The organism is Shewanella sp. HL-SH4 (assembly GCF_051164845.1).
GTDB classification, from domain to species: domain Bacteria; phylum Pseudomonadota; class Gammaproteobacteria; order Enterobacterales; family Shewanellaceae; genus Shewanella; species Shewanella glacialimarina.
In genome coordinates this window covers 849,192-874,455 of sequence record NZ_CP195037.1, presented here as the reverse complement: position 1 = coordinate 874,455, position 25,264 = coordinate 849,192, and the positions used below count along the sequence as shown (strand labels likewise).

24 protein-coding genes and 1 other RNA gene are annotated in these 25,264 nt (G+C 39.3%); 13 read left to right on the top strand and 12 right to left on the bottom strand.

Features of this window, described 5'->3' with window-relative positions:
- Positions 1-8 precede the first annotated feature (8 nt).
- The gene (locus tag ACRWQL_RS04810) at positions 9-803 is read right to left on the bottom strand and encodes a glycogen-binding domain-containing protein (protein WP_434952621.1); all 795 of its coding nucleotides are present in this window, start codon (positions 801-803) and stop codon (positions 9-11) included.
- Between the two features lie 410 nt (positions 804-1,213).
- On the opposite strand from ACRWQL_RS04810, the gene ACRWQL_RS04805 reads away from it, so the two are divergent.
- The 4 genes from ACRWQL_RS04805 to ACRWQL_RS04790 all read left to right on the top strand — a co-directional run bounded on the left by ACRWQL_RS04805 (position 1,214) and on the right by ACRWQL_RS04790 (position 5,761).
- Positions 1,214-1,405, top strand: a complete 192-nt coding sequence (locus ACRWQL_RS04805) for a ribbon-helix-helix domain-containing protein (RefSeq protein ID WP_226410606.1) — start codon at positions 1,214-1,216, stop codon at positions 1,403-1,405.
- A gap of 174 nt (positions 1,406-1,579) precedes the next feature.
- Positions 1,580-1,924 (top strand): zinc ribbon domain-containing protein YjdM, encoded by a 345-nt coding sequence (locus tag ACRWQL_RS04800; protein WP_226410605.1) that lies wholly within the window; start codon positions 1,580-1,582, stop codon positions 1,922-1,924.
- Between the two features lie 131 nt (positions 1,925-2,055).
- The gene (locus tag ACRWQL_RS04795) at positions 2,056-2,673 is read left to right on the top strand and encodes a class I SAM-dependent methyltransferase (RefSeq protein ID WP_434928641.1); all 618 of its coding nucleotides are present in this window, start codon (positions 2,056-2,058) and stop codon (positions 2,671-2,673) included.
- A gap of 4 nt (positions 2,674-2,677) precedes the next feature.
- Positions 2,678-5,761 (top strand): DEAD/DEAH box helicase family protein, encoded by a 3,084-nt coding sequence (locus tag ACRWQL_RS04790; RefSeq protein ID WP_434952620.1) that lies wholly within the window; start codon positions 2,678-2,680, stop codon positions 5,759-5,761.
- A 139-nt stretch (positions 5,762-5,900) separates the two neighbouring features.
- Here ACRWQL_RS04790 and ssrA read toward each other — a convergent pair.
- Positions 5,901-6,256, bottom strand: a transfer-messenger RNA (tmRNA) gene (gene ssrA / locus ACRWQL_RS04785).
- Between the two features lie 71 nt (positions 6,257-6,327).
- Entirely contained in the window at positions 6,328-6,816 is a 489-nt protein-coding gene (gene smpB / locus ACRWQL_RS04780) for an SsrA-binding protein SmpB (RefSeq protein ID WP_226410557.1), read from the bottom strand.
- 226 nt (positions 6,817-7,042) lie between these two features.
- Here smpB and ACRWQL_RS04775 point away from each other — a divergent pair, with 226 nt between their 5' ends.
- On the top strand, positions 7,043-7,480 hold the full coding sequence (locus ACRWQL_RS04775) for an SRPBCC family protein (protein WP_226410556.1): 438 nt from the start codon (positions 7,043-7,045) through the stop codon (positions 7,478-7,480).
- Entirely contained in the window at positions 7,470-7,805 is a 336-nt protein-coding gene (locus ACRWQL_RS04770; RefSeq protein WP_226410555.1) for an RnfH family protein, read from the top strand. The genes ACRWQL_RS04775 and ACRWQL_RS04770 overlap by 11 nt, the downstream gene beginning before the upstream one ends.
- A 77-nt stretch (positions 7,806-7,882) precedes the next feature.
- Here ACRWQL_RS04770 and ACRWQL_RS04765 read toward each other — a convergent pair whose 3' ends face one another.
- Positions 7,883-8,374 (bottom strand): outer membrane protein assembly factor BamE, encoded by a 492-nt coding sequence (locus ACRWQL_RS04765; RefSeq protein WP_226410554.1) that lies wholly within the window; start codon positions 8,372-8,374, stop codon positions 7,883-7,885.
- A gap of 250 nt (positions 8,375-8,624) precedes the next feature.
- Here ACRWQL_RS04765 and ACRWQL_RS04760 point away from each other — a divergent pair, with 250 nt between their 5' ends.
- From ACRWQL_RS04760 to ACRWQL_RS04740, 5 genes are all read left to right on the top strand, one after another.
- Positions 8,625-9,470: an SAM-dependent methyltransferase gene (locus tag ACRWQL_RS04760; protein ID WP_434952619.1), complete on the top strand. Its 846-nt coding sequence runs from the start codon at positions 8,625-8,627 to the stop codon at positions 9,468-9,470.
- Between the two features lie 36 nt (positions 9,471-9,506).
- Positions 9,507-9,719 (top strand): hypothetical protein, encoded by a 213-nt coding sequence (locus tag ACRWQL_RS04755; protein WP_226410552.1) that lies wholly within the window; start codon positions 9,507-9,509, stop codon positions 9,717-9,719.
- A 3-nt stretch (positions 9,720-9,722) separates the two neighbouring features.
- Positions 9,723-11,465 carry a tetratricopeptide repeat-containing diguanylate cyclase gene (locus ACRWQL_RS04750; protein ID WP_434952618.1) on the top strand — a complete coding sequence of 581 codons (1,743 nt, stop codon included), beginning with the start codon at positions 9,723-9,725 and terminating at the stop codon, positions 11,463-11,465.
- A gap of 1,413 nt (positions 11,466-12,878) precedes the next feature.
- Positions 12,879-14,525, top strand: a complete 1,647-nt coding sequence (aceB, locus tag ACRWQL_RS04745; protein WP_434952617.1) for a malate synthase A — start codon at positions 12,879-12,881, stop codon at positions 14,523-14,525.
- A 515-nt stretch (positions 14,526-15,040) separates the two neighbouring features.
- A complete protein-coding gene (locus tag ACRWQL_RS04740; protein WP_434928655.1) occupies positions 15,041-16,501 on the top strand; it encodes an HDOD domain-containing protein in 1,461 nt (486 codons plus the stop codon).
- Positions 16,502-16,602: 101 nt separating this feature from the next.
- On the opposite strand, the gene ACRWQL_RS04735 is transcribed toward ACRWQL_RS04740, so the two are convergent.
- The 4 genes from ACRWQL_RS04735 to ACRWQL_RS04720 form a co-directional block, all read right to left on the bottom strand.
- Positions 16,603-17,235, bottom strand: a complete 633-nt coding sequence (locus ACRWQL_RS04735) for a nuclear transport factor 2 family protein (RefSeq protein WP_434930214.1) — start codon at positions 17,233-17,235, stop codon at positions 16,603-16,605.
- A gap of 123 nt (positions 17,236-17,358) precedes the next feature.
- Positions 17,359-18,183, bottom strand: a complete 825-nt coding sequence (locus ACRWQL_RS04730; protein ID WP_434952616.1) for a M90 family metallopeptidase — start codon at positions 18,181-18,183, stop codon at positions 17,359-17,361.
- Between the two features lie 132 nt (positions 18,184-18,315).
- Positions 18,316-18,684, bottom strand: a complete 369-nt coding sequence (locus ACRWQL_RS04725) for a hypothetical protein (protein WP_434952615.1) — start codon at positions 18,682-18,684, stop codon at positions 18,316-18,318.
- Between the two features lie 19 nt (positions 18,685-18,703).
- Positions 18,704-19,450 (bottom strand): AAA family ATPase, encoded by a 747-nt coding sequence (locus ACRWQL_RS04720; protein WP_434952614.1) that lies wholly within the window; start codon positions 19,448-19,450, stop codon positions 18,704-18,706.
- Between the two features lie 344 nt (positions 19,451-19,794).
- Here ACRWQL_RS04720 and ACRWQL_RS04715 point away from each other — a divergent pair, with 344 nt between their 5' ends.
- Complete coding sequence (locus tag ACRWQL_RS04715) at positions 19,795-20,025, top strand: DUF3820 family protein (RefSeq protein ID WP_434952613.1); 231 nt, start codon at positions 19,795-19,797, stop codon at positions 20,023-20,025.
- Here the strand turns inward: ACRWQL_RS04715 and ACRWQL_RS04710 are convergent.
- The 4 genes from ACRWQL_RS04710 to ACRWQL_RS04695 form a co-directional block, all read right to left on the bottom strand.
- Complete coding sequence (locus ACRWQL_RS04710; protein ID WP_434952612.1) at positions 20,008-20,493, bottom strand: GNAT family N-acetyltransferase; 486 nt, start codon at positions 20,491-20,493, stop codon at positions 20,008-20,010. The two genes, ACRWQL_RS04715 and ACRWQL_RS04710, sit on opposite strands and share 18 nt — an antisense overlap.
- A 113-nt stretch (positions 20,494-20,606) precedes the next feature.
- Positions 20,607-20,909, bottom strand: a complete 303-nt coding sequence (locus tag ACRWQL_RS04705) for an NrfJ (protein WP_434928662.1) — start codon at positions 20,907-20,909, stop codon at positions 20,607-20,609.
- A 78-nt stretch (positions 20,910-20,987) separates the two neighbouring features.
- On the bottom strand, positions 20,988-22,721 hold the full coding sequence (locus ACRWQL_RS04700) for a bifunctional metallophosphatase/5'-nucleotidase (RefSeq protein ID WP_434952611.1): 1,734 nt from the start codon (positions 22,719-22,721) through the stop codon (positions 20,988-20,990).
- 177 nt (positions 22,722-22,898) lie between these two features.
- Positions 22,899-23,957: a CNNM domain-containing protein gene (locus tag ACRWQL_RS04695; protein ID WP_434952610.1), complete on the bottom strand. Its 1,059-nt coding sequence runs from the start codon at positions 23,955-23,957 to the stop codon at positions 22,899-22,901.
- Between the two features lie 153 nt (positions 23,958-24,110).
- Here ACRWQL_RS04695 and ACRWQL_RS04690 point away from each other — a divergent pair, with 153 nt between their 5' ends.
- Positions 24,111-25,232 (top strand): bifunctional tRNA (adenosine(37)-C2)-methyltransferase TrmG/ribosomal RNA large subunit methyltransferase RlmN, encoded by a 1,122-nt coding sequence (locus ACRWQL_RS04690; RefSeq protein WP_434928665.1) that lies wholly within the window; start codon positions 24,111-24,113, stop codon positions 25,230-25,232.
- Positions 25,233-25,264 lie beyond the last annotated feature (32 nt).

Here is a 25,264-nt window from a genome sequence, read left to right as displayed (position 1 = left end):
GGGTTTTATCAATGCGCGTGGTAGCAGGGACAAAAAAACTGACTTAACCCCCTATTGATATTGTTTGCTTGTGTGTCCAGTTGTTCAAAATCCACTCCCTCACCATGTAAAATCAGATGCATAGCGTGCACGCTATCGATTAAACCTTGTTTAATTAATTGTCTATTTAGATGCAGTTGATAACTGAAAAATAATAGTTGCGCGCAGGCCAATATCAGAATATTGCTGAGTACTAATTTACGATGAAACGGTATTTTTTGGTGCAGTAACCAGTAAAGAAAGGGTTCGAGAATACAAAAGAGTAAAAATGTACCTAATAACGCTGCGGTAAGAATTTGGCTAATTAAAGTGATTTTTGGCCAATCAGCTATCCGTATAAGCGAATTTTCTCCACCCCAGGGGTTAACACTGGTTTGAGGGTTATTAGGGTCTAAAATCCACACCGGTTCGACTTTATTTTGAATAAAAAGCACTAATTTATATTCAAGATCCCCAGGGTAGACCGGTAAGTCAAAGTACCACTGCTGGTTTTGTTGTGTTAGTTGATAGAAAGTGTCGTCAATATGCCAGTCGCTGAAGCTGCCACTCACAAAGATCTTTTCAATAATTGCATCATGCTTTATGCCCCACTTATCACGAGTGGTGTTATCAACATTGACCGGCAACTGAATACGATAGGGTTCAAGCGCCCCAGACTGTAAGGCGCTAATGATGATGCTTTGTATCGGCCACAGTAAACATAAGCCAATTAATATGGCTACTCTGAATTTCCACTTATGTAAATAATGGGCAATTAAACTCATTTACTGGCGACGCCTATGGCAATCATTTAGTGTCATCACTTAGTCAAAAATTATCGAATGAAACCGCGACACATGCCATCCTTAATACGAGTAATAGAACATCTGACGGATATACTAACCAGAAAATCAAATGTAAGTATTTTGTTACTTGTAATATGCGGTGCAAAACTGATTCGGTCAAGCCTAGTATTAACTAAAAACAACATCCTAACCTGATATTTTAGTTTGCCAATTACTGCCATAAGAGTGGTAATACAAGTTGCAATTGGCAGCTAGAATGATGGGCCTGCGGAAGATAAAAATCAGTGTAGTTGAACTGAAAATAAAGTGCTTTTATGTAAATGAGTATCTGCATAATTGCGTATAGGGTATTATCATCAAATGATAATGTTTTAATGGGAGTGACCTTAATGGAAAATAAAACGGCACGCTTTACTGTGCTACTCGATCCAAGTAAAAAGCAGGCATTTGAGCAACTGTGCGCATCGCAAGACCTAACGCCATCGCAAGTAGTGCGTCAGCTAATTCGCGGTTATCTTGAGCAACATGATGTGAGCTATGGTGATCAACAGCCGACTAATAACCCAAAAGTGAAGAGCTAACCACCATTTTCAGTCTTAAAAGATGATGCTGGATTGAGTGTAAATGATAATTTCATTATAATGCCATTATCATTTTAGTCAGAATGCAGCTTAAAGCCCAATAGACTCGTTATTGAGTCAGCATCGCTTATAAAGTTCTGGCTGTTACAGTATGTTAATTAAAGAGAATTAGTGATGAGCGATACAATCCCACCATGCCCCAAATGTGAGTCACCATACGCCTATTCAGACGGCACGTTATTAATTTGCCCAGAATGCGCTAATGAGTGGAACCCAAATGAAGTGGTAGTAGACCCAGACGTTATCATTCTTAGCGATGCCGTAGGTAACTTGCTTGCTGAAGGTGACAAAGTCACCTTAATCAAAGATCTAAAAGTAAAAGGGTCTTCTTTGGTATTAAAAGTCGGCACAAAAGCGGTTATTAACCGTTTTGTCGCCGGTGACCACGACATCGATTGTAAAGTAGATGGCAACGGCCAAATGATGTTGAAATCGAAATTTGTTAAAAAGCAGAGCTAGTGAAATAAGGTATGGGTTAATACTTTAGCCTTGCTTCTTTTTAAGCTTACGAAAATACCTGCCAAGTGCAGGTATTTTTTGTTGCGGTAATATGAATTAGTTACTATACCTTTCAATTGGTTATGTTAATCTTGGAATTATGTCTAGCGCCTAAAATAACTAAACTCAGTATGACCATAGATTTCTACAACCAGCATTCTGATGCTTTTTATTCTGATACTGTTAATGTGAATATGACAGCCCTTTATAATGAGTTTATTCCACTCATTCCGTTAACTGGACATATCCTTGATGCAGGTTGTGGCAGCGGTCGTGACAGTGCTTACTTCATTCAACAGGGTTTTAAGGTCACCGCATTTGACGCTAGCGAAGCCCTAGTTAAGAAAGCGACATTATATACAGGCCTTGAAGTCTCACTCGCCACTTTTGATAGCTTTGACACTAAACTGAAATTTGATGCCATTTGGGCATGTGCATCATTATTACATGTGCCTAGCCCTTTAATCGCCAATACTTTTAAGCGTTTAGCCTCACATTTAGCCGTTGGGGGGATTTTCTATTGTTCATTTAAGTATGGTGATGATGATATAAATCGAGGCGGTCGCTTCTTTACCAATGCTAATGAACAAAGATTAGCTTCGTTTATTGTTAACTCTAATTTATCAATAAACAAAACATGGATAACTCAGGATGTCAGACCCGATAGGCAAGATGATAAGTGGCTTAATGCCATTTTGATAAAACGGTAACACCATGGCTATCACTGGAAATGACATAGATAACATAGCTGCTGGTTTTCAGTATCAACTTAAAGATGTGGTTGATGTTGGTCGTTTGTATGTTTATACAGGTGGAGGAAGTCAATATTCTGCTTTAGATAAACCTGCTGTATTGGTTGATCACACATTATACGATTTATCACCAACGTCATTTCATTATGTAAGCTATACAAGGTATCAAAACAAACTCATGCATCGATATCAGGGGCTTTATCGTTTTTGTGCATCTGATAAGCTGCAATTACTCAATGATTGGCAAAACTTTCTACTTGATGAAATTGAAGATATTGAACTAAGAAAGTTTGGTGCGAATAGATCTGAGGATCATATTGACCCAACGCCACCAGAATATAAGTTTGCCGAGTTATTTGAACAAGTTTATGGTGCAGCATCTATCCATGCCTTGCAAGCAGAAGTACCCTATATTGATAGGTTAGGTCATAAACGTTACGTCGACTACATTCTCCAACGCACCACTAATCCCATTGCTATTGAACTCAATGGTGAAACTTATCATCACCCTTTATCTGCTTTAGTGACTGAAAATAAATACCGCTCACAACTGTTTAAGCAGAACTCATTAGTTAAAGATGGTTACTTGGTTTATCGATGGTCTGATAGGGGGATGAGTGACGAGTTTAAATTTGAAGACCAAATAAAAGATTATTTTGGTGATGCAAATAGCTTTAAAAAGTCGCCGCTTTATAGGGCACAACGAGCATACAATTTCGAGATATATCAACATCAACAAGATGCAGTAGATAATCTCATTTTAAAACGTGAAAACGGTCACAACAGCTTTTTAGTCGTGTTGCCAACTGGAACGGGGAAAACCGAAGTATTTATCGAAGACTTTAGATTACAGTTTCAGCAATCCAAAGCTAAACAGGTACTTGCCATCGTACCTACCCGAGATTTACGTCAGCAATTAATAGAGCGAATACAAAAGCGTCTACCAAATATCAACGTTGGTCTTGAGTTATCCAATACTCAATTGGATATTGTGGTGCAAACAAGCGCCTATGTATTGCGGCATTATCGTAAATTAGCTAAAGATTATTTTGACTATATTGTAGTTGATGAAGCTCATCGAGCTGGTGCAGACGGATTAAGGCAAGTGTTAAGTTATTTCTCTCCAGAAACCTTATTAGGCTTAACGGCAACGCATCAGCGATATGATCAGCGTCAATTGGCTGATATTTTTGGTCAGTATGAAGTTGAAATGACACTGGAGGAAGCTATTCAGCAAAAGCTAGTTCCTCAGATAAGGGCTTTTCGACTAGAGTCAAATATCGACTTTTCAAAAGTGCGTTTCAATGGCAAAGAATTTGTTAAAAGTGACTTACAAAAAACAGTCATCTTACCTTCAAGGGATCAACTCATTGTTGATATGTTGAAGAAGTATTTCTTTACTCATCATGGCGAATACAAAATTAGTGCCCAGGAGGGCGTTATCTTTTGTGTGGATATTAAACATACCCAACGAATGGCTGCATTGTTGAATCAGTCAGGCATAACAGCAGTGGCAGTTAGCGGTAAAGATCGCTCAGGCCTTGATTTATACCAGCAAAAGAAAGTACAAATAATTTGTGCATGCGAGTTACTGAATGAAGGTTGGGATGCCCCACAAACCAGTATATTGGTCATGGCAAGGCCGACTATGTCAAAGGTGCTGTATACCCAGCAGTTAGGCCGGGGAACAAGAAATCATCCAGGAAAAGAAGCATTATATGTGATTGACGTTGTTGATAGTTATGGCGCTGTGATTAAGCCTTGGTCAATTCATGGATTGTTTAATTTAGGATTTTATCAACCCTTTGGTGATGTGGTAAAAGATGTCCATGGCACCCTACAGCATGATCTGATTATCCTAGATGGCTTGTGGGAGTCTGAGCGCAGAATTGAGCCAATTAATATCTTTAACTTTGAAAAAGAATTTAGTGATTTACTCAATGAAGAGCAACTTGCACGAGAACTCTTTATATCAACGGGTACTGTTAAAGCGTGGATGAGAAAAGGTGAACTTATTGCAAGTAAAACGATTCCCTTTGGCAGTAAAACCTTAAATTATTTCAGCCAGCAAAAGCTTGATGATCTTAGACAAGATAAAAATATCCCTATTCGTACCCAAGATACCCGTAAAGCTGATTTTATAGAGTTTATTGAAAAACGAGATTATACCTATTCATATAAAATCATCTTTATGCTGATCATGATTAACCATCATAATCCGCAAGGTGAAGTCGACATTGATAAAATGGTTCAACATTACAGCGGCTTTTACCAGACTATGTTAGATCAATATGGTCGAAGTGAAAAAGAGCATAATCCGCTTAACCGCCATGAAAATTTATTTGATAATGCTTATATTAAACGCAGTATAGGCAGTAATCCATTTGAAAAATTTGAGCGGAAACGGTTCTTTTATCAGTGTAATGAACTCAGTTTAATGTCCTTTGACACTGTACTATGGGAAAAGCTTGAAGAGAGCGATCTAAAACAGATTAATCAACAAATGCTAACTGACTTAAAAGATTACTATGCCAAACTCGATATTATATTAAAACCATCAGATTTAACCTCGCTGAATTTATCAACCAGTGCGTTATCTATGCTAAATGATGCACCCCAAGATAATGTTATATACCTGCCATTCTATGAAGATTTAAAAATTGCGTGCGGACATTTTAAAACCAGTTCAGCCGAACAAGTTCGTACCATTAAAGTCCCAGCACACTATGGCAACTTAAATTCTCAGAAACACTTCATCGCGCGCGCAAAGGGCGACTCAATGAATGGAGGTAAACAGCCTATTTGTGATGGCGATTATTTACTGTTTGAGTGGATTACTTCAACTAGTGCGGGCTCAATATCCAATCATACTCTTGCGATTGAGTTATTAGATGAAACCGGTGATCCCCAATATTTATTACGTAAAGTGAAAAAACTGGGGCAAGGTCAGTACACTTTAAGTGCTAATAATCCAGATTATCAAGACATGCTATCAACAACGTCAATGAATACCTTTGCAAGGTTTAAAGGCGTTATTGAGGTTTAGCGATACAAATAGGACGCGGGTTCAAGTCCCGCCGCCACATCTGAATCGGATCAAAATAGAAAGCGATTTTCGCTGTAACAATATAAGTAAAAAAACAAACAAAAAGGGCTTAGCATTGCTGCTAAGCCCTTCTATAAATTGGTGGAGGCGGCGGGACTTGAACCCGCGTCCAGAAAGCCTACATCCTCGGCACTACATGTTTAGTCTCTCTTTTATTTAACCAAGGAGTCTCCGAAAGACAGGATGCTACTTGGTGAGTCCGGTACTGTTTCGCGGTTCACCCCCGGACGGAGTTCCCTCGCTAGCACACTGTAATATGACCATCATGATCCACTGTCCACGTGCGAAACGTGTGGGTGATGGCTAGCTAGCCTAAGCTGCTAGAGAGTAGTTAGAGTCGTTTGCAACTATAACGGTGCGGCTTTTTACGAGGCCAACCGCCCCTCGACATGCTCCTTGGGTTTCGTGAATCCTGTCGAATCCAGAATCGCCCCCAATTAGTAATATCATAACGTGTTGTTTGGTTAATACCTAGCGACGATTAACAAAATATCATCGTTTGGTTATTATCCGTCCAGTCTGCTCTTTTTCATTACGCGAGACTGTTCTACTTTCCATTCACGTTCTTTGGTGTCTTCACGTTTATCGTGATCTTTTTTACCTTTACCTAAGCCAATTTCAACTTTAACCCAGGCACCTTTACGCCAATACATGGACAAGGGCACAAGGGTGTAACCTTGACGTTCAATTAACCCGGCAAGTTTGTCGATTTCACTGCGCTTTAATAGCAGTTTTTTGGTTCTTATTGGATCGCATATTACATGGGTTGAAGCGGTATTAAGGGGTTGTATAGTACAACCATGCATAAAGGCCTCACCCTCTTTTATGTATACATAACAATCAGATAAGTTAACTTTACCCATGCGGATAGATTTTACTTCCCAGCCCATAAGTTGCAATCCCGCTTCGACTTTGTCTTCTATGCGGTATTCAAATGTCGCGCGTTTATTACGTGCGATAGTTGCTGAGGGATTTTTTGCCGATTTCTTTACCATGCTTTTTTACCATCTAGGCGTATATCGCCTGCAATTTGCCCATTTTAAAAGCGCTGTTGTGTTAACTTTTTCATTCAGTTCTACAACAGATATGGGGGGAGAGTATTAACAATTCAACGATTATACCTAAATTATTGGTTTGTGTACGTCTATGTTGTACTGCAACAGATGCCTTTTTCATTTATCGTGATAAAATCGCGTTATTATTTCGTAAAAGTGAGTGCGGATGCCTAAGATTTCCAAGAGTGTGTTGGTGCGCTTTAGTGCCATGCAGATGTATGAGTTGGTTAATGATGTTGAGTCTTACCATGCTTTTTTACCCGGCTGCGTGGGCGGTAAAGTATTGGAGTTTGATGGTACAACCATGGTGGCATCGGTTGATGTGAGTAAAGCTGGCATCAAAAAGACTTTTACGACACGTAATCATGTGGAAGCAGGTAAACGGATTACTTTAACACTCGAAAATGGCCCATTTAAACGCCTGCAAGGTTTGTGGGTGTTTACTGAGCTAACCGATGATGCGTGCAAAGTTGAGTTTGATTTGGATTTTGAATTTGCTAATCCGCTGTCTGATTTAGCTTTCGGGCGGGTATTTAAACAATTAATGTTGTCTATGGTGACCGCATTTACTGACCGAGCTAAGGTAATTTATCGTGACAATTGAACAACAACCGTTTGCTGTTGATGTGGTTTATGCGCTGCCAACCCAACAAAAAATTATTACTGTGATGGTTGCACCGGGTTGCAGTTTTATTGAGGCGGTTAGGCAAAGTGATATTTGCGCTTTTTTCCCTGAAATTGATTTAGACAAGGTAAAGCTTGGGGTATTTAGTCGCCAGGTGAAACATGATGAGATTTTAGTGCCTGGTCAGCGTGTTGAAATTTATAGGCCGCTGATTGCCGATCCAAAAGATGTACGTCGTAAGCGCGCTGAAAAAGCTAAAGATGAAGGGCGAATTAATAAAATTACCGGCGCAAAGTTGAGTTAAACACTGTTGAATTTCAGATATAAAAAAGCAGGGATGGGCTCCCTGCTTTTTTGTGTCCTGTAACGTTAAGTTAAGGTTTATTTTTTATTGTTAATCGTGCCGTTTAAACCACGTTGTTCTTCAACTAAAGGTTTAGCGTCTGGTCGAGCTTCCGGAATAAGCGGATCATCTTCTGGCTCATTGCTTGAAGGTAGTTTGCTTTGATCTAGTGGAGTATTAAAATCTGCACTTAAATCATAATCACCTTCAACACGGTTAACCTTGTCATCAATAAAGTGAATAATTAACTCTTTATGGATAATGCTTGCATCACGACCACTTTTAAAGTGATACACGTAATACCAGGTATCGTCGGCAAAGCTGTCACGTAAAACTGGGCGACCTAAAATATATTCAGCTTGTTCTTTTGTCATGTCGATACGTAATTTATCGACCTGCTGGCTTTCCATGTAGTTCCCTTGCGGGACATCTGGCTTGTAAATTAGCCAATCAAATACACCACAACCGCTTAATGAGATAGATAATGCTACTGCGCTTAACAGAGTAAGACTTTGTTTTTTGTTAATCATTGTCTGTGCTAGTTCCTAAATTCTGTTGGTCATCATACCCAAGCAAACCCTATCATGACAAGGGGCGGATGTGACTTGCGGCTAATTTGATTGATCCCATGGTGATAAGTTCAATGGTTTATTGTATTTTTAAGCAAAAAAACATTGGAATTTTTACTCAAATTGTTTAGCTTGAGCAATAAATTAAATGTTATTTAGCACTGCCTTACGGTATTTTAATAATAAAAATGAATAAACAATGAATGGTGTCATGTTGAAAGCTCAGAATACTGAAATAACATCTCAATCTGAACAGTCAAAAAATGTCGGCCGATTGGTGTGCGTGGGTACAGGCATGCACTTGGCGGGTCAAATTAGCACCTTAAGTAAAAGTTATATTGAAATAGCCGATGTGGTTTTTTCGTTGGTAACCGATGGTTTTGCAGCGCGATGGCTAGATGCTATAAACGCTGATGTGCGATCGCTGCAGTCTTTTTATGCCAAACCTGATGAAGTTAAAAATCGACGTGATACCTATAGTGAAATGGTAAACGCTATATTAGCTGAAGTACGTCAAGGTAAACTGGTGGTGTGCGCATTTTATGGTCATCCAGGTATTTTTGCCTGTGTGGCACATATGGCCATAAAACAAGCCCGGGCAGAGGGTTTTGAGTCGAATATGCTACCAGGTATTTCTGCTGAAGCCTGTTTATGGGCTGATTTAGGTATAGACCCGGCTAATGTCGGTCATCAAAGTTTTGAGGCGACGCAGTTTTTACTTTATAACCATATCCCCAATAATTGCACTCACTTATTGTTATGGCAAATTGCCTTGGCCGGTGAACATACGCTGACCCAGTTTTCGACCACTACTGCAAAACTTGAGATATTGGTTGAGCATTTGAGCCAATGGTATCCGTTAGAACATCCCGTGGTGATTTATGAAGCGGCTACCTTGCCATTTCAACAACCCAGAATTGACACCATTGCTTTGAGTGATTTACCTTTTGCAGAACTTAGGTCAATTAGTACCTTAATGATACCTCCATCAAAGAAGTTAACATTAAATCAACAGATTTTAGATAAATTAGGTATAACAGCTGATACTATCGGCTAGTTATTAAAATAATTACAAAAACTATAAAGGAATGTCATGTCAAAGTTACAAAAATTTGCCGAAGCGCTATCGGTCGATGCTGGGTTACTAGAAGCTTATAAAGCGGATCCTCGAGGCGTTATGTTGGCACATGGCTTAACAGCTCAAGAGGCCGATTTAGTGATGTCAGGTGATTTAGATGCTTTAAAAGCACTACTTGGCGATAGTTTAATGCAGTCTTATGTGATGGTTGCAACGCCAACTGAATAACAAATGAAATATAAAGGCTTAGTTTTCTGTTTATTAGCACAATTGGTATTGACCAATTGTGCTTTTGCATCTGAAAATTACGATGAGTCTTTAAGTCGAATTGAAAAATTACTGCAAACAGATTTTACTCAAGCTGAGTCCGCGATTGTAGATATAGAGCGTTCGCTTGATAAGTTGTCCCATCCTCAGTTGGCTGAGTTTTATACGCTGCTGAGTTCAAAATACGTTTATTTATCAGAATTGGAACAAGCCAACCAAGCACTTGACTTAGCGTTAACTTACTCCCCGTCGGAAGAGTCGCTTACTCGAATTTATCTTTATAAAACAACTGTGTTTTTGATGCTTAAAAACTATGAAGCAGCGTTTGCTATGTTGGAAATAAATCTAGCCCGCATTGAAGGTGTTGAAGACACCAGCCTTAAAGTCGCTTCTTATGTTCGTCTGTTAAATATCTTGCTCGATTTAAATGCCTATGAAGAGATGCTCAGTACCGCACAGTTAGTGTTAAACCTTAATCAAGGTAAAGACACTAAACATGAGTGCTATACCAAAGTCTATTTAGCGGTAGCCACCTTAAGGTTAGGGCGCTATAGCGAGGCGAATGATTTATTTAAGCAGTCTGAAATGTATTGCGCCAGTAATGAGCAGCCGTTAATAGAAATTATGTCTATTAAGGGACAGGCGGAGAGTTATTTTGAATCGGGCCAACTAGACCTGGCTAAGCCGCTGTTTGAAGCTGCTCTTGAAGGGTATTTTTCATTTCAATTTCAAGTTGAAATACACAGCGTGAAAGCCTTTTTGAGTAAAATTTATTTCTACCAGGGCGATTATCAAAAAGCGGCGCTATATGCTAATGAACTTAACGAATTAAACGAAGATAAGTCTAATAATCATGTTAAAAAGCAAGCCAATGAAGTATTGGCCATGTTAGCCAGCCGAGATGGGGAATATGCTAAAGCCTATCAGTATCAGGTAGTAGCCCATGCGTTAGATTTACAAGATTTAGATGAAAGTAATCATAAACAAAATGCTTATCAAATGGCCCGTTTTGATAGTGCTGAGAAAAATCGTGAAAATAAGAATTTGTTGCAAGAACATGAATTAATGGTGCAGCAAAAAGATCTGTTTTTAAAAGAGAAAAGCTCATCGATTATGTTTTCGACCTTGTTGTTCGGGGTGTGTATTGGCTTATTACTTTTACTGTTAACGGCATGGCTGCAGCGGAATCAATTTATGCGCCAGGCCCAGCGGGATGGATTAACCGGAATTTTTAACCGCCAAACAGGTCAAGATTTAGCTGAAAATGAATTGGTACAAGCGTTATCTAATCATCGCCACTTTTCTGTACTAGTGTTAGATTTGGATTTGTTTAAGTCGATTAATGATCGTTTTGGCCATGCAACTGGCGATTGGACATTAAAAAAAGTGACCCAAGTTATTGAAGATGTTATTCGTCCTAGCGATATTTTTTGTCGCCTTGGCGGTGAAGAGTTTGTACTTTATTTGCCTAATACCGACGAGAAGACAGCCTTTAAACTAGCTGAATCGATACGTAAAGAAGTTGAACAGATTAATACTAAGTATTCTGGTCATAACTTTTCGATAACCTTAAGTGTTGGGGTAAGCTCGTTAACGCGTGATGATTTAAGTATTGACCCATTATTAAGTCGTGCTGACATTGCCTTGTATAAATGTAAGCATCAAGGACGCAATAAAGTGCTGGTATATCACCCTAGCTTCGCCTAAAAGCTGCTTTAATTAACTCTCTTTGCAATTCTGCAAGTTACTAGCATTAAGAATATATAGTGGTTGTCGCTATTTTAATAAGCATCATCGCTTATACTATTACTGTGACAATAGTGGGTACATGTTTTTGACTAGTGTTTTAAAGAGCCTAGAAAAAGCCTAAAAAGACCTCAGAAAGCCGACTTTTCATCAAATAACCTTTCACTTGCTAATCACTGTTTATGTTTGTCATTCTCCCATCATTGCTAATATCTAATAGGCAAGGTTAATCGTTAGCTGCTTTATCTGCTGATTAATTTATTTACCAGACCATTCGTCGAGCAGCTCGATAACTCAATCATCCAATCATCCAGCTTTCGGCTATTCAAATTGATATGTTTTTTGGTGTTTATAGCCAGTCACCACCGCTGACATTTTCAGAGAGTTATTTGCTCCTTTTAGGATGTTGAATTGGCTGTGATATCAAATAGCATGGTCCTTAGTGTGTGGCTTGCAGGTAGGGCCTATATCTGTTTGATGATTTATCGAGCCATTGAATGATATTCGTAGGTATATTAGTGCTACGTGCGACGGGGTATTTCTACTGAGTTGATGTTGCGAAATAGTAACAAATACGCCCGCTGAAAATCGTGTTAAGTCTGTTTTTTGCTTAAATACTAAGCTAAATGACTAAAAAGTCGAAAAAAATGAAAATAAATTAACTTATTTTTCAATAAAACCACAAAGAATAGAGTTGATGATCGGATAACGTTCATCTTTATTGCTGTGATTAAGTTCTTGCAAAAGCTCCACTTTACGTTAACGTAAGATTAAAACGAGTGTTTTAATTTGATGATTGTTGGTTAGGGTATTAGCATTTGATTATATTGATAAAAATTAGGTTACCTTAAGGTGAGTACAAAACGCAGAGGCTATTGCTGTAAAGGTTTGTTCTACTAAAGTTTTGTAATTATTTATTTACGACATGTTTTTTTATTACGTGTGTTATTACCTATCTTTTTTATTGGTAATTAGGTAAGACCATTTAATTTTACAGGGTTGATTACACAGTTTGAAAGTAATTTAAATTGTTTTTTTTCAATAATTTGTTGTGGAAATTCTCTTTTGGTATGACCATTTTAAAACTGAGGGTGTTGATGGTTTTTTACCGAATTGGTAAAGGGGTAACTGTTGCAAATACAACTGTTTTTGCGTAGTTTTTACTTCGAAACGAACATTTGATGGTTTTATTTGAATTAAAGTTTTACCGGTAAACGTAAGTCGCTCAGATTAATTTGCAGCATGTTAAGCAAACAACTTTAGTTACTCTGAATTATTGAGTTTATTAGTCACTTTTCATTCAAAGCGGTAATCCAAACAGAAATGTTCAACCAGTTTGAAAAACAATGACAGTCGCGTCAAGGGAGCCTGGTTATGACGGCAGAGCAATTAATAGCACAGTACAGTAAGACAACATCTGAACAGCCCCGCGGCTCGTCAGATCTAGTGATTACTGGTCCAGCAATAGCAGGACAAGAAAATGTGTTTAACGAAGGTGCATTAGCATTACTTAATAGCTTATGTAGCCGTTTTGCCGCAGAAGTGCCACAGCTGCTTGAAAAGCGTAAACAAAAACAAGCGCGTATTGATAACGGTGAATTACCTGACTTTTTACCTGAGACCCGTGCAATACGTGATGGTAATTGGTCTATTCGTGGTATTCCACACGACTTAACCGATCGTCGTGTCGAAATAACCGGTCCTGTGGACCGTAAAATGATTATTAATGCTTTAAACGCTAACGTTAAAGTGTTTATGGCGGACTTTGAAGACTCATTAGCGCCAAGCTGGCAGAAAGTGGTTGAAGGGCAAATCAATTTGCGTGATGCGGTTCGTGGTGATATTGAGTTTACCTCGCCAGATGGTAAACAATATAAGCTAAACCCCGATCCTGCGGTACTCATTGCCCGTGTTCGTGGTCTTCATTTAAAAGAGAAACATGTTGAATACAAAGGCCAAGCTATTCCAGGCGGTTTGATGGATTTCGCCTTATATTTTTACCATAACTATCACCAGCTATTGGCTAATAATTCAGGTCCTTATTTTTATCTTCCTAAACTTGAAAGTCATGTTGAAGCGCGCTGGTGGGCAAAAGTGTTTGCCTTTGTTGAAGAACGTTTTTGCTTAAAACCTGGCACGATTAAATGTACCTGTTTAATTGAGACTTTGCCTGCTGTGTTTGAAATGGACGAAATTCTCTATGAACTGCGTTCAAACATAGTTGCACTTAACTGTGGCCGTTGGGATTACATTTTTAGTTATATTAAAACCTTAAAACGCCATGCTGACAGAGTCTTACCTGATCGCCAGGCGGTGACCATGGACACCAAATTTTTAAGCGCTTATTCACGCTTGTTGATTAAAATCTGTCACAAACGTGGTGCACTAGCCATGGGCGGTATGGCGGCATTTATTCCAGCAAAAGATGAAGCAACTAACGAACTTGTACTGAAAAAAGTGCGTAGTGACAAAGAGCTAGAAGCCCGTAACGGTCATGATGGTACATGGGTGGCACACCCAGGATTAGCGGATACCGCAATGAAAATATTCAATGATTATATTGGCGGCGATAGAACTAACCAATTGCACATTACCCGTGATGTTGACGCGCCAATTCTTGCCTCTGAATTACTTGAACCATGCAATGGTGAACGCACTGAATCAGGCATGCGTCTTAATATTCGTATAGCTGTGCAATACATAGAAGCCTGGATCCAAGGTAATGGCTGTGTGCCAATTTACGGTTTGATGGAGGATGCTGCAACCGCTGAAATTTCACGCACCTCAATTTGGCAGTGGATCCAGCATGGCAAAACATTATCTAACGATAAATTAGTCACTAAAGATTTGTTTAGAAGCATGCTGGCAGAAGAGCTAGTGAATGTTCAACAAGAATTAGGTGATGAACGTTATCAAGCTGGCCAGTTTGCAAAAGCCGCTGAATTACTTGAGCAAATTACTACATCAAATGAATTGGTAGATTTTTTAACGTTACCAGGATATGAGCTACTAACTGCTTAATATAACAGTATTTAATTATAGAATCTTAGGTGCTGCCGTGATAACTGACTCGCAGTCGCAGAGAAAAAGTAATATGTTCGTGTTTCACCAGCAGTAAGTGGGTTCAGGTTATTGCGACCAAGCCACAACCTGTATTCAAGGTGGTAAGCCTTCAGTAACAGCACTAACTGGTTCAACTGAAAAGAGCCGTTTTAAGTTTTAAATGTACCGTTTTACAGTTTAGTCGCTTTGCGACTGTTGTAACCCCGTGCGGTTCTCCTACAGGCCGCACGGGACTTTTATCCGACCTTTTTGGATCATAAGCCCATAAGCTTTGTCGTTGATTCTTATTGTTGGTGTACTTCCTACCCGTAAGTTTTTAACCAATTCGTTTGTGTTACGGCCCTTTATGGGCCGCTTTTTTTATGCTAAATCACATAATATCAACTTGGATATTAATAAGATCTCCATCACTGGGTTATCTTGAGTATACTTGTCACAATATATCAACAATTATTTAATCAAAAAAGACAACTATGACAGCCAATCAATCTCATAAAGGTGTTGAATATTGGACCAAGCGCATTAGTGATCAAGAGATGCCAGCCCTATGTTCAACCGTTAGAGATTTAGAGCAGCTTGCCAAGGATGACGTCTCCTCTTTATCGTTACTCGGTCGCAGTGTGATGCACGATAATGCATTAACTTCACGCATTTTACGGGTTGCTAACAGCGCAATTTACAATAAAGGTATTAATCAAGTGTCTACCGTTAGCCGAGCGGCTGTGGTACTAGGGTTTGATACCATTAGAAATATCTGCCTAACTGCTAGATTGTTATCCAGTTTACTTGAAAGTCATAACCTTTCAGACAGTGTATTTAAACGCTTATTAAAGCTGATGGCCCAATCGTTTCATGGGGCAATGATCGCCCGTATGATGGTGAGCGATCGTGATGAAGCCTTAAGAGAAGAAGTGTTTATTGCTACATTACTCTATCGCATTGGTGAAAGTGCTTTTTGGAGTACGGGTGGCACATTGGTGGATGAATTGGATGCAAAATTGCTATCCAATCCTGATAGTGTTGAGCAGTTAAGTATTATCCGTGGTGAGCTTGGGACATCATTTAATCAATTAACCCAAGGCATTGCCAGAAACTGGGGCTTAGGTGGCATGCTACTTAAAGCATTGAATAACCCCGATGAACGTATGCCTGAAATTCGGTGTATTTTTATAGCCGATAAACTGGCTGAGTCTATTGCCCAGCCTCAGTTAGATCCGCAAGGTTTTCAAAAACGGTTAAAGCAAGCAGCTGATATGCTTGATATTAGCATTGAAGAGTTTAACTTACGCTTAGTGCGTTGTAATCAAGTTACCCATAAATTAGCGGTCGATTATGGTGCTAAAATATTAGTTGAATTTATTCCCGATACTGAAAAAGTGTTTGAATCACTTGATGCTCCTCAACCTGAAAGCATACTGCGTGAGGCCAATTTATCGATTCAGTTGACTAAACTACGTGAGTTAACGGGTTTTGCTATTACTAAAACCGACTTTAATCAGGTAATGCAAACTGCGTTAGAAGGGATATTTACCGGTGTAGGGGTAGACCGTTGCGGGGTGTTGTTATTGTCACCTAATCGAAAAACGCTGCTGCCAAGAGTCGCCATGGGTGATGATGCGCAAACCATGAAAACTAATTTTGTTATTGAGTTAACGGATCACAAATCTATTTTTGCCCAGTGTATTGAACAAAAGAAACCCTATTGGGTATCTCAAGTCAGTGGGTCTGAGCCACAAAGTTTGGCTAGTGATCTGACTGAAGACTTGTCGCGAGAAGGCTTTTTAATTGCACCGCTAATGGTTGGCACTAAGGTGTTAGGTGTTTTTTATGCTGATAGGCATGCTTCATTTAGACGATTTGAACAAGCTGATTTTGATGCTTTTACCCATTTTTCACAACTTGCTAATGTGTGCTTTAGCGTGGCAATGAAATAAGTTTTACATTATTTATCGACTTAAAAAAAGCCCTTAATGATAAGTCACTAAGGGCTTTTTAATATAACTAATTTGAGTTTTTTCGATTAGTAATAGCCGTATTATTGTTTAATTAACGATGTGATACGTTTGGCTTTATCATTTGGAATGGGAAAGCTTAAATGATATTGCGCTATCTTCCAGCCTTGTTCAGTATTAATTAGCGCACCAGTACCACGGCTAATGCCGTACGAGGGGCTATAAAGCTGTTCATCAAATACAATAACATCGCCAATTTGAAGTAAATGACGAGCTTGAAGATCATAGCGCCAGCCATTAGTGGGTGTTGCATATTGTTTAAATTGCTCCATATTCCAACGCTCATTGGCGTCAGTGCCAATAAAAATCGCATCTGGGTGATATAAGCTAAAATAGCTTTCCCAGTCAGCCGACATGGCACTTTCATGTAGCTGGTTGAGTAAGCCATTAACATTGTGACTATCTTCTTCTGTTAAGCCCTGGCTATCTAATGCTTGGTCAACTTGGTTTAGGTTTGTGATAACAGCTGGCGTTTCATCACTGCTTAGCTCACTTGCAAGTGTTTGTTGATTACTTTTATTTGTTACCGCTTTACTCGCTTGCTCTGCAGTGGTTTCACTATCGAGATGTTGTAGCGAATTAGCATTAATATCAAATGCACTAACCGTTGTGAGTAATACTGCGATAAAGCCAAGTTTATGAATAATTGATTGCATGGTTATCCCTGCTAAATAAAACTAATGTGGTGTTGTTATCATTGTTATTGTTTGTAAAAAAACAGATGTTCAGTATTTTTGATAAGTATATGGCAATATATTAGCCTTGAGTAAATGATACTTTTAGTGCCAATGTATTGGGTCTAATTGATAAAACTGACTTAACTCGTTATACAGTTTAGGATGTTGTTGAAAGAACTGTTTTGGTTTTTCAAAGAAGGTTTCGCTTATCACCGCAAAAAACTCTGCTGGATTAGTCGCACCATAGTAATTGAATAATGACGGTATTTGCTGTGACGCGCAATACTGTAACTGATTAAATTCTTTACCTAGCGTGGATGACCAATGGGCATAATCTTTAATTTGTCTTAATGCCGGCGCGCCATTTGCGGGACCATTTTCTTGATCGAGTTGATGAGCACATTCATGGATCACCACATTTTCACCGTCATAAGGGTCTGCTGCGCCATTTAACGTGTTTTGCCATGACAGAATAACTTTACCATTTCCCCACGACTCACCTAATAAGACACTTCTATGCTGTGATGTTACACCAGCAAAATCGACTTTTTGTTGTTCTACGATAAATGCGTGTGGGTAAATTAAAATCTGCTTGAGGTTAGGGTAGTAGTCCGTTTTACGATTAAGCAGCAGTAAACAAGCTTGTGCAGCAACCGTGACTTTCATCTCATCGGTAATCATCAGTCCGTCACAGCCAATAAATTGTTTTTCATCTATAAAAATTTGAATATGTTTCTTAAGCTGTAGCTGTAAATCAGTTGGCATGCTTTTAAAATACGGAAATCGATGACGCAATATAATGCGCCATGATTTAGGGAAAGCTTGCTGGCAAACATTTTGGCGATGACGTTCTTGTCTAAATGAGGCGCTGGTTATCCAACCTATTGCTGCAGTAGCAATAATGGAGACAATTATAATGGCAATCATGAGCAGGCTCTAATTTAGGTGATAAACAAGAGATGGGGTAATGTTAATCAATTTTCAAGCAGATAAAAAAACTGGCATACAATTAATGCTGCCAGTAAAAAGGGTGGGGATAGAGCAATACTACTTTTATGACTATGTAGGAATAGATTTAAGTTGAGTTTCTAATTCAAACTTTTGATAAAGCTTTTGTTTATCTTCATCAGATAACAGGTTGTGTTCTGCGATCAAATGCCTGATTAATTTTGATTTAGCTAATTGACTCGCCTGGCTAAACTGAGCCAACTGATTAATTGCCTGTTCACTTAAGGTAAATGTGGCACGTCTAAAAGGCTGTTTACTGACCTGGGGGGTTACTGATTCAGCTTTTACATTAATAGACGCTATTGCGCGTTTGTTATCACGACATTGTAAAAAGTCGACAACGTTGCTGGACCGAGCAAACTCATGGGTTTGTCCTAGTGCATATAAGCTGGCAGTGTCGATAAACTCTTCAACAGACATCTGTCTCTTAAAACTCGATTTACATGACGAGGCGTTTTTCTTGAGATCGGCCAGTGCCATAATTCCCCCTCAGTGAAGTGACATTTCGCGGCGATAACCGCTGTTCCATTATTTGCTTAGCATTTTCAGCTTGCAGTAACTCACATGCTATTGCGCGCATTTCTTCAGCCGCTTTACCATTAGGTTCTATTTCAATAACCGATAAACCCGATTCTTCGCTGTCATCATAAATGTTGCGGCAGTAATTAATTGCCTCTAATACGTCAATGTCATAGGTACGACAGACCTCTTTTGCTTCTAAAATTCGCCCAGCTTGATTAGGTAAATTAGGGCATTGAGTGATCACAAAGGCGGCGCGCATTTTAGGATTGATCATCATACAAGTAGACACAATATCATCCATATGGCTGACGGTTTTAAGATCACGTCGTTTTGGCCTAAGTGGCATGAGTACATGTGATGCAACTGACATTGTTGCTCTAAGGGCAAGGTTGTCTTGACCACCGCAATCAACCAGAACATAGTCATAATGCTGCTCTAGACTTAATAAATCATTACGGATTTTTCCGTAAAGTTGCACACAGTTAATCGGCGGTAGTTGTGGATTATTGTTACGCGCTTGGATCCAATCTGATGTTGTTCGTTGTGGGTCACAATCGACCATAATGACACTGGCTTTTGTTTCTTTGGTAAGAAATACAGCGATATTTTGGGCTAGACAGCTTTTACCACTACCGCCTTTTTCGCCACCAACTAGAATAATCATTTACCTGCCCCTCATTATTGAGTGATATGGCTTTACTTTAATCTTGTGTGGTATGGCACGTCAATTAGCTGATTTTTGACACTTTTTATAAACTGTCTAGATGTTTTTTTGTTGACGCTATTCTGTTGTTAGACAAAAAATTGACCCTGATGGGAAGACAGTGTCAATGTTGCCAAAAGGTTAATGAAATGAGCCGCTTGAAGCGGATATTTTAAAAAACGATTTTATTAAATTAAGGTGCTTGAATAGAATGATTGTTTTAATATAATCAAATATAACTATTTTCTATTTTATTATTTCAAAATAATATAAATAATTGTTTTATATCGAGGCAAAGCAGACACATGAATGAGCAGCAGCTACTTGAAGCGATTAACCAGACTATGCCTTTTGGTAAATATGCCGGGCGAAAGTTATTAGAATTACCCGAACCCTATTTAGTCTGGTTTCACGCCAAAGGGTTTCCTGAAGGCAAGTTAGGTCAGCAGTTAGCATTAATGTACGAGGTGAAGTTGAATGGGCTTGAAGGCATGCTACAACCACTTTTAAATAAAAAATCACAACGATTTGATTAAGTTAAACGTCGCTAAAGTTTGATTTTTCTTTACCCGTAAATTTGATTTAACTAATACAAAGCCATTTTTCTCAAATAGGGGTTTAGATAGATATGATGCATCAACGCTGAGTTGGTTATAGTGTTGCACAGTCGCCCATTGCTGCGCGTGTTGAAGCAACTGAGTGGCTAAACCCTGGTGTTGGTAGCCTGGGTGCACATAAAGACAATCTATATATCCTCGGCTTTGGTATGTTGTTTCAAGACCAATAAATCCTAATACGTTTTTGAATTCATCTTCAATGACCCAAGCTTTGCTAAGTTTATATTGCTGCAGCCAATACTTGGTTGAGCGAGGCGCTGCAGACCAAGCATTTTTTTTGGCATCATTATACCTAGGATGGTTAATGGCTTGCACTGACTGATGATAAATATGGCTGATATCAGCAGCGTGGCTAGGCAGGAAACTAACGATGTTTAGTTGGGTCATGGTATTTTATCAGGAGGGTTAAAAAATCGGTCAACTCAGTTTAAGTTAACTTAGCTAGGGTTAACCGATTATTAAAGTATAAATTTTTTGCAGTATCAGCCATAAATCGATGGTTACTTTTTAATAATATGACCGACAAACATAATTTCATCAAAGGTACGGTCCAGGCTTGCGCTTTTAAAGTCGCTCATCCACATTTGTTCAGACATTTCAACATTGTCGCCTTTCACGATTTCAACTTGAGGACCCGCAGCCCAATAAGTTTTATCGGCTTCTTTAACTTGAACATAGGTATAACCACCGCCATTCATAGTATCAATAACTTCACCTTGATGGACAACACCTTCAGCCCAGGCCGATGACACACCTAAAACAAGCATTGTAGCGGCGAGTGCTTTAATCAATTTTGTTTTCATTAATGTTCCTTAATTGTTTTTAGTATTGGCGTCATTAAAACACGCGAGATAGCTACCGTCTGTGATCCAAGCCAAAAATTATCTATGGCTAATGTAATTAATATTCACAATTTGTTGCTGACCTATTTTGTAACCATACTGGCAAACAAAGTCAATAAATGCTTCAGGTAGGTTTTTACTTTCTACCGGTTGCTGCCACAGGGCTTTTAAAAGTGCACCATATCCCTCACGTCCAGTCGCTGTGTAAGAACTGGATACCCCGATATAAAGCTCATTAGGCTGTAATAGCACCCATTGCTCGTTTCGATACACTTCAATAAGGGTAATTCTGGCGCCTAAAGGTTGGGTCCCATCATAGCTATAACGGATCCCATATGGGTATGGAAAACTTCCTGCACCTGTGCCTATTACACCATTATTGGTGGCGGCGTTAATGGTCGACTCTAGCACCTCAATTATGTATTCGCCTTTGATTTGATAGGTCACTAGGGGCAATTCAAAAGGTAATATACGGCCAAATACATCGGCTACGGAAAGCTGACCTTTACTGAGTGATTGCCTTACGCCACCAGCATTGTGCAGTGCAAAATCCAATTTAGGCTCAACTAATTGAGTCGCTTTAAACATGCTTCTACTGACCCAAGGCGCAATTTCACTGCCGTGGGGAAAATGTTTACTGGGCAGGCGAGTATGAATAAAGTCTTTTGGAATATGGGCCAATATTTGACTTTCTAATGCCACTAAAGCAGGACGATACTGTGATTGAATCACCTCATCAATGGCATTATCTTGCGCAGCGTTAAGCATATTCGGATGCTGGCGAAGAGTATTGATGAGTGTGTGTTGTAGTGTGTCCGCTACCACCTCATCAGATGCTTGACTCACTTCCACCTTGTTACCGAGCATAAAGTAGTTATCACCAGTAAATTGACACACTTTGCCTTCTTTATCCAAAGATAGCTCAAGTAGACCTATGGTTTCGGCATACTTTCCCGCGTGAAAAATAGGAGTGTTATTAACGGTTTCGCCGTAGGGAAGGTGAGACATGCCAACGGCACTAAAATCACCTTGTAAGGTATGTGAATGACCGCCAATAATTAGACTGATACCATCGACTTTACTGGCAAGTTCTCGGTCTTGATCTAACCCTAAGTGGCTTAACACTAGGATATGTTTTATCCCTTGTTGATGTAATGCATCTACGGTACGTTTAGTCGTTTCAATAGCGTTGACAAACAAGGTGTCAGGATCAGGTCTGGCAATCAGCGGCATTTGATCTAACGTAATACCAATAATGGCCATTTGCGTATCATAAAAAGGCTTGATTAAGGTTTTAGCAATGCCTTGCTCAACGTTGTAATCTAATAATTGAGGGTGATCACGCAATATACCTTCTTTTTCGGTTTCTTCTTGGCTTAAGTCCATATTACCGGCCATTAACGGGAATTCGATGCGATTTAAAAAGGCTTTTACTGGACTGTTACCAGCATCGATTTCATGGTTACCAAGTACCATAGCATCGGGTTTAAGTAAATTGAGTAAATGGGCGTTTGCTGAACCTTGAAATTCACGAAAATACAGTGTGCCTTGGAAGCTGTCGCCACCGTGAAGAAATAAGAACGGCTGTTGTTTAGCATGTGCTTGCTGGCGCGCTTGTTCAATGCGATATCCCAGACGAGCATATCCGCCTGTATCGACTTTTAGGCTGTAAGCTTGCTGTTGATGTTGCAGGGTAAACTTGACCTGGCTTGGCTCAAAGTTAGAGTGGGTATCATTAATGTGGGCAATGGATAAACGGTAAGATTTTGACATTTTTTTCCTCAGCTGATTGCCCTTATGCTAGCATTTTTAGATCAGCAGGTACTAATTTACCTCACTCAACGGTATCATCTTAGGGATACTTTAGCTGTGATAACGTTAAGCAAGGATAAACTTAGCTTTATGATTCAGTTTAGCCTATACGCTATCTGAATCTTATTTGATTATGAATTAATGGGTTTCGCCATCATTTGATAGCACTATGCCTTTACTTTCAATTCGACGTAACCATAGCTTTCGCGCTAATGCTTGCATGTCTGGCGCTAAATCCTTGGAGTCGACAATTTCTAAACCAATTAACGTTTCGATAATATCTTCAATAGTGACAATGCCTTCACTTGAACCATACTCATCAACCACTAATGCCATTTTTGCATTACGTTTTATCATCATTTGAAACAGTGGCAGTACTTTTGCGGATGCAGGAATAACCAGTAAGCTTTTTAGCAGATCGCCAATTGGCATTTCTGGTGTCTGGCGGGCCGAGAGCAAAATATCATTACGATTAACATAACCAATCACATTGTCACGGTCACCCTCATATAAAGGAATACGAGTGAAAGGACTGGTTAGGTGTTGGTCAATAAACTTTGAATGACTAATGTGAGTGGGCAGTTTAAAAATTACCGTTCTAGGCGTCATTATATTAGCAACACTCATGTCTTTTACTGACAGCATTTGCATTAAAATTTGTGACTCTTGCTCACCCAACTCGCCACTGTCTTTACCCATTTTGGTCATAGCGCTGAGTTCTTGACGAATGTATTGGCCTTGTTCACCTTTACCCAAAAGAATCGTGACTTTTTGTGACATCCAAATTAGCGGAAGTGCTAATTTTTCCATCCAAAACAAACATACCGACACCGTTGGCGCAAGTTTTCGCCAATGATTGGCACCTACAGTTTTAGGAATGATTTCTGACAAGAATAGAATTAAAAATGTTAATACCGCAGAAAATACCCCAAGCATTTCACTGCCAAATACCACAGAGGCTTGAGCACCAGCAACCGCTGCGCCGGCAGTATGAGAGATGGTATTTAAGGTTAAAATTGATACGAGAGGAGATTCGACATTCTTTTTTTGCTTATCAAGCAAAGCGGCAATTTTAGGATTGGATTCTCTTAAATTGGCAATGTAACTCGGGGTTACAGATAAAAGAACCGCTTCAAAAACACTACAAAAAAACGAAATCGCAATAGCGATAAATACAATAAAAAACAGAGTTAACATATATGTGGTGAAAACTTCCTAATAGCAGGCAATATTGCCAAGGCCTATTATCATATATTCATATTGTTAAATCCAGATATACTGGCTAAAACGTGACGCTGCCTGTATAATTCGCCGCCCTGTTACAGGTTTTAGGTGTTTGAGGTTAGGCTAATGAGTGAAAAGAAAATCAATTTATTAAATCTTGATCGTAAAGGACTGCGAGCATTGTTCAGCGAAATGGGTGAAAAACCGTTCCGTGCCGATCAATTAATGAAGTGGATTTATCACTTTGGCGTTAGCGACTTCGAAGAAATGAACAATATAAACAAAGCATTGCGAGCTAAACTTGCTGCTAGATGTGAAATTGTTGCACCTGAAATTGCCAGTTTTCAAAAATCAAATGATGGCACAATTAAATTCGCTATTGACGTCGGTCAAGGTCAAGAGGTTGAAACCGTTTATATACCTGAAGAAGGACGTGCAACCTTATGCGTGTCTTCTCAAGTAGGTTGTGCACTTGAATGTACTTTCTGTTCTACGGGGCAGCAAGGATTTAACCGTAACTTAACCGTGTCTGAAATTGTCGGTCAAGTTTGGCGTGTATCGCAATTTTTAGGTTTCCATAAGGATACCGGCGACCGTCCTATTTCTAACGTAGTAATGATGGGAATGGGCGAGCCGTTATTAAACCTTGCTAACGTTATCCCAGCCATGGACATTATGTTAGATGATTTTGGGTTTAGTCTTTCTAAGCGTCGAGTAACTCTATCAACATCGGGTGTTGTGCCTGCACTTGATAAACTAGGTGATTTAATCGATGTGGCGTTAGCAGTCAGTATCCATGCGCCTAATGACGAGCTACGTGATGTACTTGTTCCAGTTAACAAAAAATATCCATTACAAGAGTTCTTAGCCGGCATTCGTCGTTATTTAGCTAAGTCTAATGCTAATCGTGGTCGCGTTACTGTTGAGTATGTCATGCTCGATCATATCAACGACAGTACAGATCAAGCGCACGAATTAGCCAAACTAATGAAAGACACCCCTTGTAAGATAAATTTAATTCCATTTAATCCTTACCCAGGTTCGCCCTATGGACGTTCTTCTAATTCACGTATTGATCGTTTCTCTAAAGTCCTTGTGGAGTACGGTTTAACTGTGATTGTACGTAAAACCCGTGGTGATGATATTGATGCAGCATGTGGTCAACTGGCTGGTGATATCCGTGACCGCACCAAACGTTTAGCAAAAAAACAAATGCAACAAAACCAGATTTCAGTCACAATGGATTAACTCTTTGTTTTGCACAATAAATAGGCCATAAA

Bases quoted from the DNA above. Each gene is read 5' to 3' on its own strand.
- ACRWQL_RS04810 (WP_434952621.1), bottom strand. From the start codon at position 803: ATGAGTTTAATTGCCCATTATTTACATAAGTGGAAATTCAGAGTAGCC.
- ACRWQL_RS04805 (WP_226410606.1), top strand. From the start codon at position 1,214: ATGGAAAATAAAACGGCACGCTTTACTGTGCTACTCGATCCAAGTAAA.
- ACRWQL_RS04800 (WP_226410605.1), top strand. From the start codon at position 1,580: ATGAGCGATACAATCCCACCATGCCCCAAATGTGAGTCACCATACGCC.
- ACRWQL_RS04790 (WP_434952620.1), top strand. From the start codon at position 2,678: ATGGCTATCACTGGAAATGACATAGATAACATAGCTGCTGGTTTTCAG.
- smpB (WP_226410557.1), bottom strand. From the start codon at position 6,816: ATGGTAAAGAAATCGGCAAAAAATCCCTCAGCAACTATCGCACGTAAT.
- ACRWQL_RS04775 (WP_226410556.1), top strand. From the start codon at position 7,043: ATGCCTAAGATTTCCAAGAGTGTGTTGGTGCGCTTTAGTGCCATGCAG.
- ACRWQL_RS04765 (WP_226410554.1), bottom strand. From the start codon at position 8,374: ATGATTAACAAAAAACAAAGTCTTACTCTGTTAAGCGCAGTAGCATTA.
- ACRWQL_RS04760 (WP_434952619.1), top strand. From the start codon at position 8,625: ATGTTGAAAGCTCAGAATACTGAAATAACATCTCAATCTGAACAGTCA.
- ACRWQL_RS04755 (WP_226410552.1), top strand. From the start codon at position 9,507: ATGTCAAAGTTACAAAAATTTGCCGAAGCGCTATCGGTCGATGCTGGG.
- ACRWQL_RS04750 (WP_434952618.1), top strand. From the start codon at position 9,723: ATGAAATATAAAGGCTTAGTTTTCTGTTTATTAGCACAATTGGTATTG.
- aceB (WP_434952617.1), top strand. From the start codon at position 12,879: ATGACGGCAGAGCAATTAATAGCACAGTACAGTAAGACAACATCTGAA.
- ACRWQL_RS04740 (WP_434928655.1), top strand. From the start codon at position 15,041: ATGACAGCCAATCAATCTCATAAAGGTGTTGAATATTGGACCAAGCGC.
- ACRWQL_RS04735 (WP_434930214.1), bottom strand. From the start codon at position 17,235: ATGCAATCAATTATTCATAAACTTGGCTTTATCGCAGTATTACTCACA.
- ACRWQL_RS04730 (WP_434952616.1), bottom strand. From the start codon at position 18,183: ATGATTGCCATTATAATTGTCTCCATTATTGCTACTGCAGCAATAGGT.
- ACRWQL_RS04725 (WP_434952615.1), bottom strand. From the start codon at position 18,684: ATGTCTGTTGAAGAGTTTATCGACACTGCCAGCTTATATGCACTAGGA.
- ACRWQL_RS04720 (WP_434952614.1), bottom strand. From the start codon at position 19,450: ATGATTATTCTAGTTGGTGGCGAAAAAGGCGGTAGTGGTAAAAGCTGT.
- ACRWQL_RS04715 (WP_434952613.1), top strand. From the start codon at position 19,795: ATGAATGAGCAGCAGCTACTTGAAGCGATTAACCAGACTATGCCTTTT.
- ACRWQL_RS04710 (WP_434952612.1), bottom strand. From the start codon at position 20,493: ATGACCCAACTAAACATCGTTAGTTTCCTGCCTAGCCACGCTGCTGAT.
- ACRWQL_RS04705 (WP_434928662.1), bottom strand. From the start codon at position 20,909: ATGAAAACAAAATTGATTAAAGCACTCGCCGCTACAATGCTTGTTTTA.
- ACRWQL_RS04700 (WP_434952611.1), bottom strand. From the start codon at position 22,721: ATGTCAAAATCTTACCGTTTATCCATTGCCCACATTAATGATACCCAC.
- ACRWQL_RS04695 (WP_434952610.1), bottom strand. From the start codon at position 23,957: ATGTTAACTCTGTTTTTTATTGTATTTATCGCTATTGCGATTTCGTTT.
- ACRWQL_RS04690 (WP_434928665.1), top strand. From the start codon at position 24,111: ATGAGTGAAAAGAAAATCAATTTATTAAATCTTGATCGTAAAGGACTG.